Below are 8,136 nucleotides of genomic sequence, written 5' to 3' on the forward strand. Positions count from 1 at the left end.
TTTTGTTAAACCCACCCGGCGGGGGGCTCCCGCACCAACCCCCGACTCTGACCCCGGTTTAGCCCCTGACCCCGGTTTTGCCCGCTCAGCTATGCTTGCGCCCCCCAAGCACCACCGGAGCCCGGACGTGACCGAGACCAGCCAGACCCCCGATTTCCCCATCCTCGACGCCGCCCAGGCGCGCGTGCTGGGCTGCCTGATCGAGAAGGAGGCCACCACCCCGGACACCTATCCGCTGACGGTCAATGCCACCCAGGTGGCCGCCAACCAGAAAACCGCGCGCGAGCCGGTGATGAACCTGGAAGCCGGCAAGGTGCAGCACGCATTGCGCCAACTGGAAGCACTGGGCCTGGTGCGCCAGCACTTCGCTTCGCGCGCGGACCGCTACGAACACCTCGCCGGCCCCAAGCTCGACCTGCCGCGCCAGCAGGTCGCCCTGCTCGGTTTGCTGCTGCTGCGCGGCCCGCAGACCGCCGGTGAGCTGACCATCCGCACCGAGCGCATGGCCAAGTTCGCCGATGCCGCCGACCTGCGCCACCAGTTGGACCGCATGCAGCAACGTGGCCTGGTCGTGCAGCTGCCGCGTGCTTCGGGCCAGCGCGAAGACCGCTTCATGCACCTGCTGTGCGGTGCGGTGGATGTGGATGCCCTGGCGGCGCAGTACCGTGCGCCGGCAAGTTCTGCTGCCACGGTTGACAACAGCGCCTTGGAAGAGCGCGTGCAGCAGCTGGAGGCGACCGTTGCTGCCTTGCAGGAACAGCTTGCGGCATTGCAGGAGCAACTGGGCGGCTGAGCTGGCCGTGGCCCGGGTAAGCGCAGCGCGCCCGGGGCGGTTGGCGGAAAACCGGAACGAGCCGTAGATCCATGCCCCCGGGTGCACTGCGCTTACCCGGGCTACGCGATTCAGCCTTGTGGCGTGTGCACGAACAGCAGCAGTTGTTCGTCCTTGCCCGGCAGCACCACGGTGCCGTCATCGCGGAAGCCGACTTTCTCCAGCAGCGCGACGGAGCGCGCATTGCCCTGCGAGACGATCGCGCGCAGTTCGCCCAGGCCAAGCGTGCCGCGCGCGTAGGCAAGTACGCCTTGCACGGCTTCCAGTGCATAGCCCTGGCCGGTGTAGGCACCCAGCAAGGCGTAACCAACATCCGCACTGGGCAGGCCATCGCGTCGTACCAGCCCAGCGTTGCCCAACCAAGCGCCATCACTGCGGCGTTCAATCGCATACATACCGAAGCCATTCGCGGCATAACTGCCGAAGGTGTGCTTCTGCACGTACTCGCGCGCCTGCTCCAGCGTGCGCACGCCGCGGTCACCGATGTATTGGTGGAAGCCCGGTTCGTTGAGCAATTGCAGCATCGCGGCGGCATCGCCGTCGTCGTCTCGCAGCAGGCGCAGTTGCAGGCGTTCGGTTTGGATCAGGGACATGGAGGGCTCGTTGCTTTTGCCCCCTCCCTTTGGCGCAGCCAAGGGGAGGGTTGGGGAGGGGTGCTGTTCGCGCTGAGCCCCCATCAGAACGCAAAGCCAAGGCTCAAAGCTACCCCCTCCCAGCCTCCCCCTTGGCTACGCCAAAGGGGAGGGGCCAAGCCATGCCCCCTCCCTCTGCACAGCAGAGGGGAAGGCTGGGGAGGGGTGCTCTGGTTTTGCCGGTAAAGCCCCTGCCGAGCATGGCTCGGCACTACCGCCGTCTCCTTTGGCCAAGGGAGGCTGAGGGGCGCCCCAATCAGAGCGCAAGACCGGGACCAAGGCTACCCCCGCCTCCCCCTTGGCTTCGCCAAAGAGGAGGAGGCAAGCATCAATCAAACAGCGCTTGAATCGCTGCCAATCCGGCCTTGGCCCGCTCCTGCTTGTGCGCGGCATCGGCCACCGGATCGGCACCATCGCGCTGGATCTCACCGGCGGGAATCTCATCGAAAAACCGGCTCGGCTTGAGCCGGATGTGCTCGCCGAATTTGCGCGTCAAACGACTGAAGCTCATCCATAGCTGGATCTTGGCGCGGGTGATGCCCACGTACAGCAGGCGCCGCTCCTCCTGCAGGTTGCCTTCGTCCAGGCTGACCTGATGCGGCAGCACGCCGTCCTCGCAGCCGACGATGAACACGTACGGAAACTCCAGGCCCTTGGACGCATGCAACGTCATCATCCGCACCTGGTTGCCGCCGTCATCCTTGTCGTTGCGCGAGATCAGCGCCAGCTGCGCGGCCATGTCGGCGGCGCTGGCACCACGCGGGCCGCTCTCGAACCACGAGGCCAGCTCTTCCAGGTTGTTGGCGCGACGCTCATAGCCGGCAGTGTCCTTGGCCGCGTGGCGCAGTTCGGCCAGCATGCCCGAGTCCTTGGCCACGCGCCGCACCAGATCGCCGGAGCTCATCTGCCGCATGTCCAAGCGCAGCGCGCGCAGGATGTCGGTGAACTTGCTCAGGCTGTTGGCCGCACGCGGAGTGAGCTGGGCCAGCGCACCCATGCTCTCGGCGGCCTGCGCCATCGGAATGTCTTTCTCGGACGCCAGCTCCGCCAACTTGGCCAGCGTGCTTGCACCGACATCACGCTTGGGCGACTGCACCGCGCGCATGAAGGCCGTGTCATCGTCCGGGTTCACGATCAAGCGCAGCCACGCCAGCGTGTCCTTCACTTCCTGTCGTTCAAGGAACACCGTGCCACCGTTGAGGTGATACGGCACACCGACCAGCTGCATCGCTTTTTCCAGCGGACGCGACTGGAAGTTGCCGCGGAACAGGATGCAGAAATCACTCCACGGAATCTTGCGACTGGTAGCGAGAAAGTGAATTTCCGCCGCCACCTTTTCCGCTTCGTGTTCGCTGTTGCGGCATTCCCACACACGGATGCGTTCGCCATCGGCCTGGTCGGACCACAACGTTTTCAGATGCTCGTGCGGGTTGTGCGCGATCAGCGCATTGGCCGCGCGCAGCACGCGGTTGGAACAACGGTAGTTCTGCTCCAGCTTGATGATCTGCAACTTGGGGTAATCCACGCCCATCTGCTGCAGGTTCTCGGGATTGGCGCCGCGCCAGGCATAGATCGACTGGTCGTCATCGCCCACGCAGGTGAAGTTGCCGGCGGGCCCGGCCAGCTGCTTGAGCAGGCGGTACTGGGCATCGTTGGTGTCCTGGCATTCGTCGACCAGCAGGTAGCCGATGCGCTCGCGCCAGGCCAGGGCGATATCCGGGTGCTCTTCCAGCACCTGCACCGGCAGCCGGATCAGGTCATCGAAGTCGACCGCGTTGAACGAGGTCAGGCGGGTCTGGTACAGCTCGTAGACCATCGCCGCGTCCTTCTCGCGGTTGCTGCGTGCCGCCGCCATCGCCTGCTCGGGCGACAGCCCGGAGTTCTTGGCCCGCGAGATCAGGTTCTTCATGTCCTCGATGTCGTCGGGCTTGGCATTGCTGCCACCCAGCAGATCCTTGATCTGCGCGCCGGCATCATCGGCATCGAAGATGGAGAAGTTGCGCTTCAGGCCCACCTGTTCATGTTCGATCTGCAGGAACTTCAAGCCCAAGGCGTGGAAGGTGCAGATGGTGACCTCGGCTGCGTCCTCGGCGCGCAGGCGCTTGGCCACTCGCTCGCGCATTTCCTTCGCCGACTTGTTGGTGAAGGTGATCGCGGCGATGCGGCGGGCGCTGTAGCGGCCAATGCCGATCAGGTGGGCGATTTTCTCGACGATCACGCGCGTCTTGCCGCTGCCGGCACCAGCCAGCACCAGCAGGGGACCTTCGGCGTGCACAGCCGCCGCGCGTTGGGGGGGATTGAGGGAGTCCAGCATGGGGTGGTTTCAGTCGCAGGCAGGCAGTGTAAGCCATCGCCCGTGAGCGCCGGCTGGCGCGGTAAAATGCGGCATGGCCAAGCTCTATTTCTATTATTCGGCGATGAACGCCGGCAAGACCACCACCCTGCTGCAGTCCGCGCATAACTACCGCGAGCGCGGCATGCGCGTCGCCCTGCTGACCCCGCACCTGGACCACCGCGCCGGCACCGGCGTGGTCGCCTCGCGGATCGGCCTGCAGGCTGAAGCCACCACCTTCGAGCGCGATACCGACCTGGAAAAGCTGATCCAGCAGGACATTGCCGCCCACGGCCGGCTCGGCTGCGTGTTGGTGGATGAGGCGCAGTTCCTGAGCAAATCACAGGTATGGCAGCTGTCCGAGGTGGTCGACCAGCTGCGCATCCCGGTGCTGTGCTACGGGCTGCGTACCGACTTCCGTGGCGAACTGTTCGAAGGCAGCCAGTACCTGCTGGCCTGGGCCGACGAGATGCAGGAGATCAAGACCATCTGCCACAGCGGCAAGAAGGCGACGATGACCGTGCGCGTGGACGAGAATGGCTTTGCCGTGCAAGACGGCCCGCAGGTGGAGATCGGCGGCAATGACCGATATGTGTCGGTGAGCCGCGCCGAGTTCAAGAAGATCACCCGCGGTGAAGGGCGCATTGATCCCATGCAGGCGCCGCTGCCGCTGTAAACACGCATTCGCGTATTTACCCCACGGTTTGCGCCGCAAACCGCGGGCCCCGGCTCATCACCACCCAGATCCCCGCGCCTGTCGGCGCGCCCCCTTGACTCAAGGGGGCTCTAGATTGCGATCGCCAAGCTAACGAGTGCATCCGTAGCTCACTCTGATTCGAAGCGGCTTGTGAAGCTGAAGGAGATACTGGCTCCTAATCGCGCAAGGCAGGCCAGATCCTCCTTGGAGATGAAGCCCCCTTCCTGCTCCTCCGAATCTTTCACTGGCAGCAACAGATCCACTTCAACAAACTCGGGCGCCACATCCAGCAACAGGCGAAGGATGCCCTGCTCACCGCCCATATGCGCGATGACCGCTGGGATCATCGAATACACAGGGGCGGATGGAGGCAGCGAAACCCGCCATAAAGCATAGGACCGTTTCAACGGCGACTGACCCGGCCTGCGCACCTGCCCTGCCGAACCCAGACCTTGCGCCTCCACGCCCAACCGCGCAGTCACCTGCTCGGGCCCTGCGGAAAAGCCCCGAAGCGTAAACGTCACACTCCGTTGACGCAGTTTCGGCGGTGTAGGTGCCACTTGGTCTGTACGCATCCATCACCACCAAGGACGAACGAAGCCAGCGCTCCGGGTACCCAGCACTGTGGCGCCTACCCGGCCCTTGATCAATACAACGTCCGCTCCGGCGCACCGGCTGCCGGCGGGGTGTACTGGTACAACCATGTCTCGGTCAGGGTCTTGCCGCCGCTGCGCAGGTACAGGCGCACGTCGATCTGATCGGTGCTGCCGTCCGGCGGCACCAGGTCGAACATGGCGCGGTAGCCCTTGATTTCACGCAGCGGGCGCGCCGATACCACTTCCACGCGACCACGGCTGGTTTCCACCACCGCCTCGACGTCGGCCTTGTCGATCAGGCTGGCCAGTTCGCCGCCTTCGAAATCCACCGCGAAACGCCACGAGAAATACTCGCGCTTCTTGCCGATGATGCCACCCAGGCCGGTGCGGCTGGCCACGCAATGGGCAAGCGGCGAACGTGCCGGCGGCTCGGCGCCCCAATACAGACGATAGCCGACCAGCAGTTCCTGGCCCGGCTGCGGCTTGGCCTTGGGGTTCCAGAAGGCGACGATGTTGTCAAAGGTTTCATCGACGGTGGGAATTTCCACCAGCTGCACCGAGCCTTCGCCCCATTGCCCCTTGGGTTCGATCCACAGGCAGGGGCGCTTCTCGTAGAACACGCCATCGTCCTGGTAATGGTCGAAGTTGCGGTCACGCTGCAGCAGGCCGAAGCCGCGCGGATTGTTGTCGACGAACATGTTGAAACGCAGGTTGGCCGGATTGCACAGCGGCCGCCAGATCCACTCGCCGGCACCGTTCCACATCGACAAGCCGTCGGTGTCATGGATCTCCGGACGCCAGTCCCAATCCATGCGGCGGTCGTTCTCGCCGACCTGGTACATGCTGGTGCACGGCGCGATGCCGAGCCGCTCGATTTCCTTGCGCGGGTACAACGCACTGTCGATGTCCATCAGCAGCACATCGCCATTGGTGATGGCGAAGCGATAGGCACCGGCCACGCTGGGTGAATCCAGCAGGCCATAGACAACGATGGTGTCCGAATCAGCGGCAGGCTGTTCCAGGTAATAGGCGATGAAGTCCGGGAACTCCTCCGGGCGGCCCATGCCGGTATCGATGGCCAGGCCACGCGCCGACTGCCCGTACTGACCTTCCTTGCCTACCGCTCGGAAATAGCTGGCGCCGAGGAAGGCGGCGAAGTCACGGTCGGTATCGCTGCGGGTATTGAGGCGGAAGCCCGCGAAACCGAGGTCGGCCGGCAACTCGCCATCGTGGATGCCGCTCCTGCCGTAGTTGAAGGCCGCGCCGTCATAGGCCAGTTCCTGTGCCTTGCCATCGACCACGTCGAACATGCGCACTGGCGAGTGGAAGTACAGGCCGAGGTGGAAGAACTTTGCTTGGAACTTGCCGGGCTGGTCAGCCCACAGCGCATGGTCCTGGCGGTAGCCGATGGACTGGTACTGATCCCAGTCGAGTTTCTCCAGCGCGCCCGGCAGGGTGCGCTTGTGGCTCTTGTACGGCGCCTGCGCCAGCGCGCGGGCCTGGCCCTTGAGCGTGGCGAAGTCGAACGGCTGCGCTTGGCCCAGCCGGCGCAGGCCCAGCTGGGCGGGTTTGCCAGCCGCACAGGCGCTGAAGGCCGGAATACCGAATGCCGCCAGGGCGGCAGCGGCGTTGCGCAGGAAGTCGCGTCGTTGCATGGAAAGACGTGCCAGTTGGGGACCGCTGCATGGTAGGCGCAATTACGTGAATCGACAGCCTTGAGACGGGCGGCGGATGAACATCCGCTTCAGCCAACCGGCGAAAAGCCAACCCCTCCCCAACCCTCCCCTTGCCTATGGCAAAGGGAGGGAGCAGAAGCCGGTAGTGCCGAGCCATGCTCGGCAGAGGCTTTACCGGCAATGCCCCAAGCACAGCGAGGGCTGCGCTCTACCGGCAAGCACCTGCCAACTGCAACGCGGCCGCATGAGCGCACAGGAATCCACGCTGTGCCGCCGCGTCATCACCCCCATCCCATTGCAACAGGGTCCATTGCTCGGCTGCCTGCATCCGCTCCCCGGCTTGCAGCTCACGGTAAGGCGCATGCACTTCCATCTCCAACAGGCCTTCCACGATACCGCCGGCATCCAGATACAGCTCCACCTGCGCCTGCTCAGGGTGGATGGTGGAACGCGGTTGTTTCGCAAAACGGACGATCAACGCCTGACTGCCATTGAAGCCTGCCATCCAGCCCACCGTAGGCTGCACGAACCATTTGCCACGTGGCCCCCTGCTGCTGGCACCGGCCTGCAGCACCAGCATGCCATCCTCGAAGCGATGGTCCGGCATGCCCGGATCGGGCGCCCCTTCGACACGGATGTCGCTGGCCATGCTGACCGGCACGAACACGCGGGTAGCCGGGTGGACGCGGGTGTTGAACCACAGGTCCCAGGCGACCGGCGTGTCGCGGATGTTCTGGCCACTGACCTGCAGCTGCACGGTGTCGGCGCGCTCGGGATCAAGCCGGAATGTCTTCTCCAGTTGCATGCCGGTTACCGGGCTGGCGGCGCCGCGCAGACGCAGTTGCCCGGCATCGCGCTGCAGCCATTGCGCAGGTGCGAGTGACAGCCATGGGTCCGGCGGCCAGTTGGCAGCAGCAGCCCGCCGTTCGGGGTTGATCTGCTGGTGCAGCCACCACTGCGATTGCGGACCAACCCAGACGTCATGGCCCAGGTAGGCGATGTCATCGCTGCTGGCGTTTACCACCGGATCCGGTTGTGTGCGGACCGCTGCGCCCGTGCGCAGGAAATTGGGTTCGCCCTTGCGCTGCAGCGACAGCACCCGGCCGCCGAAGGCGGAGGTCGCCTGCAATTGCAGCTCACTGCTTTCCAGGACTGCGGCGTGGTCCTCCGCCGGGGTGTCGGGTTGTGCGATCGCCAGTGTTGGCAGCAATAGCAGACAGAGGGTGATTCGATGATGCAGCTGCATTGGGTGCTTCCTGCGGGTCAGTGCGGATCATGGCAGAGCTTGCAGCGGCCGGCGCCTCTTGTAGTGCCGAGCCATGCTCGGCAGAGGCCTTACCGGTAGAGCTCCTGCCGAGCATAGCTCGGCAC

The 8,136-nt window shown here is 64.7% G+C and carries 7 protein-coding genes; 2 read left to right on the forward strand and 5 right to left on the reverse strand.

Features of this window, described 5'->3' with window-relative positions:
* The first annotated feature begins 127 nt into the window (after positions 1–127).
* Entirely contained in the window at positions 128–793 is a 666-nt protein-coding gene (locus QMX78_RS18435; RefSeq protein ID WP_282272277.1) for a DUF480 domain-containing protein, read from the forward strand.
* Between the two features lie 110 nt (positions 794–903).
* Here the strand turns inward: QMX78_RS18435 and QMX78_RS18440 are convergent, their stop codons facing one another.
* A complete protein-coding gene (locus QMX78_RS18440; protein ID WP_282272279.1) occupies positions 904–1,425 on the reverse strand; it encodes a GNAT family N-acetyltransferase in 522 nt (173 codons plus the stop codon).
* A gap of 367 nt (positions 1,426–1,792) precedes the next feature.
* A complete protein-coding gene (locus tag QMX78_RS18445; RefSeq protein WP_282272288.1) occupies positions 1,793–3,775 on the reverse strand; it encodes a UvrD-helicase domain-containing protein in 1,983 nt (660 codons plus the stop codon).
* Between the two features lie 76 nt (positions 3,776–3,851).
* On the opposite strand from QMX78_RS18445, the gene QMX78_RS18450 reads away from it, so the two are divergent.
* Positions 3,852–4,472: a thymidine kinase gene (locus tag QMX78_RS18450; RefSeq protein ID WP_282272281.1), complete on the forward strand. Its 621-nt coding sequence runs from the start codon at positions 3,852–3,854 to the stop codon at positions 4,470–4,472.
* 149 nt (positions 4,473–4,621) lie between these two features.
* Here QMX78_RS18450 and QMX78_RS18455 read toward each other — a convergent pair whose 3' ends face one another.
* The 3 genes from QMX78_RS18455 to QMX78_RS18465 all read right to left on the reverse strand — a co-directional run bounded on the left by QMX78_RS18455 (position 4,622) and on the right by QMX78_RS18465 (position 8,011).
* Positions 4,622–4,975, reverse strand: a complete 354-nt coding sequence (locus QMX78_RS18455) for a hypothetical protein (protein ID WP_282272282.1) — start codon at positions 4,973–4,975, stop codon at positions 4,622–4,624.
* 164 nt (positions 4,976–5,139) lie between these two features.
* Positions 5,140–6,744: a glucan biosynthesis protein D gene (locus QMX78_RS18460; RefSeq protein WP_282272284.1), complete on the reverse strand. Its 1,605-nt coding sequence runs from the start codon at positions 6,742–6,744 to the stop codon at positions 5,140–5,142.
* 229 nt (positions 6,745–6,973) lie between these two features.
* Positions 6,974–8,011, reverse strand: coding sequence for a DUF4380 domain-containing protein (locus QMX78_RS18465; RefSeq protein ID WP_282272286.1), 1,038 nt, complete (start codon positions 8,009–8,011; stop codon positions 6,974–6,976).
* Between the last annotated feature and the right edge of the window lie 125 nt (positions 8,012–8,136).

This window comes from Stenotrophomonas sp. PS02298 (assembly GCF_029959445.1).
Taxonomy (GTDB): Bacteria; Pseudomonadota; Gammaproteobacteria; order Xanthomonadales; family Xanthomonadaceae; genus Stenotrophomonas.

Excerpts from the sequence above, each read along its gene's own strand:
- QMX78_RS18450 (WP_282272281.1), top strand. The coding sequence starts at position 3,852 with ATGGCCAAGCTCTATTTCTATTATTCGGCGATGAACGCCGGCAAGACC.
- QMX78_RS18460 (WP_282272284.1), bottom strand. The coding sequence starts at position 6,744 with ATGCAACGACGCGACTTCCTGCGCAACGCCGCTGCCGCCCTGGCGGCA.
- QMX78_RS18440 (WP_282272279.1), bottom strand. The coding sequence starts at position 1,425 with ATGTCCCTGATCCAAACCGAACGCCTGCAACTGCGCCTGCTGCGAGAC.
- QMX78_RS18465 (WP_282272286.1), bottom strand. The coding sequence starts at position 8,011 with ATGCAGCTGCATCATCGAATCACCCTCTGTCTGCTATTGCTGCCAACA.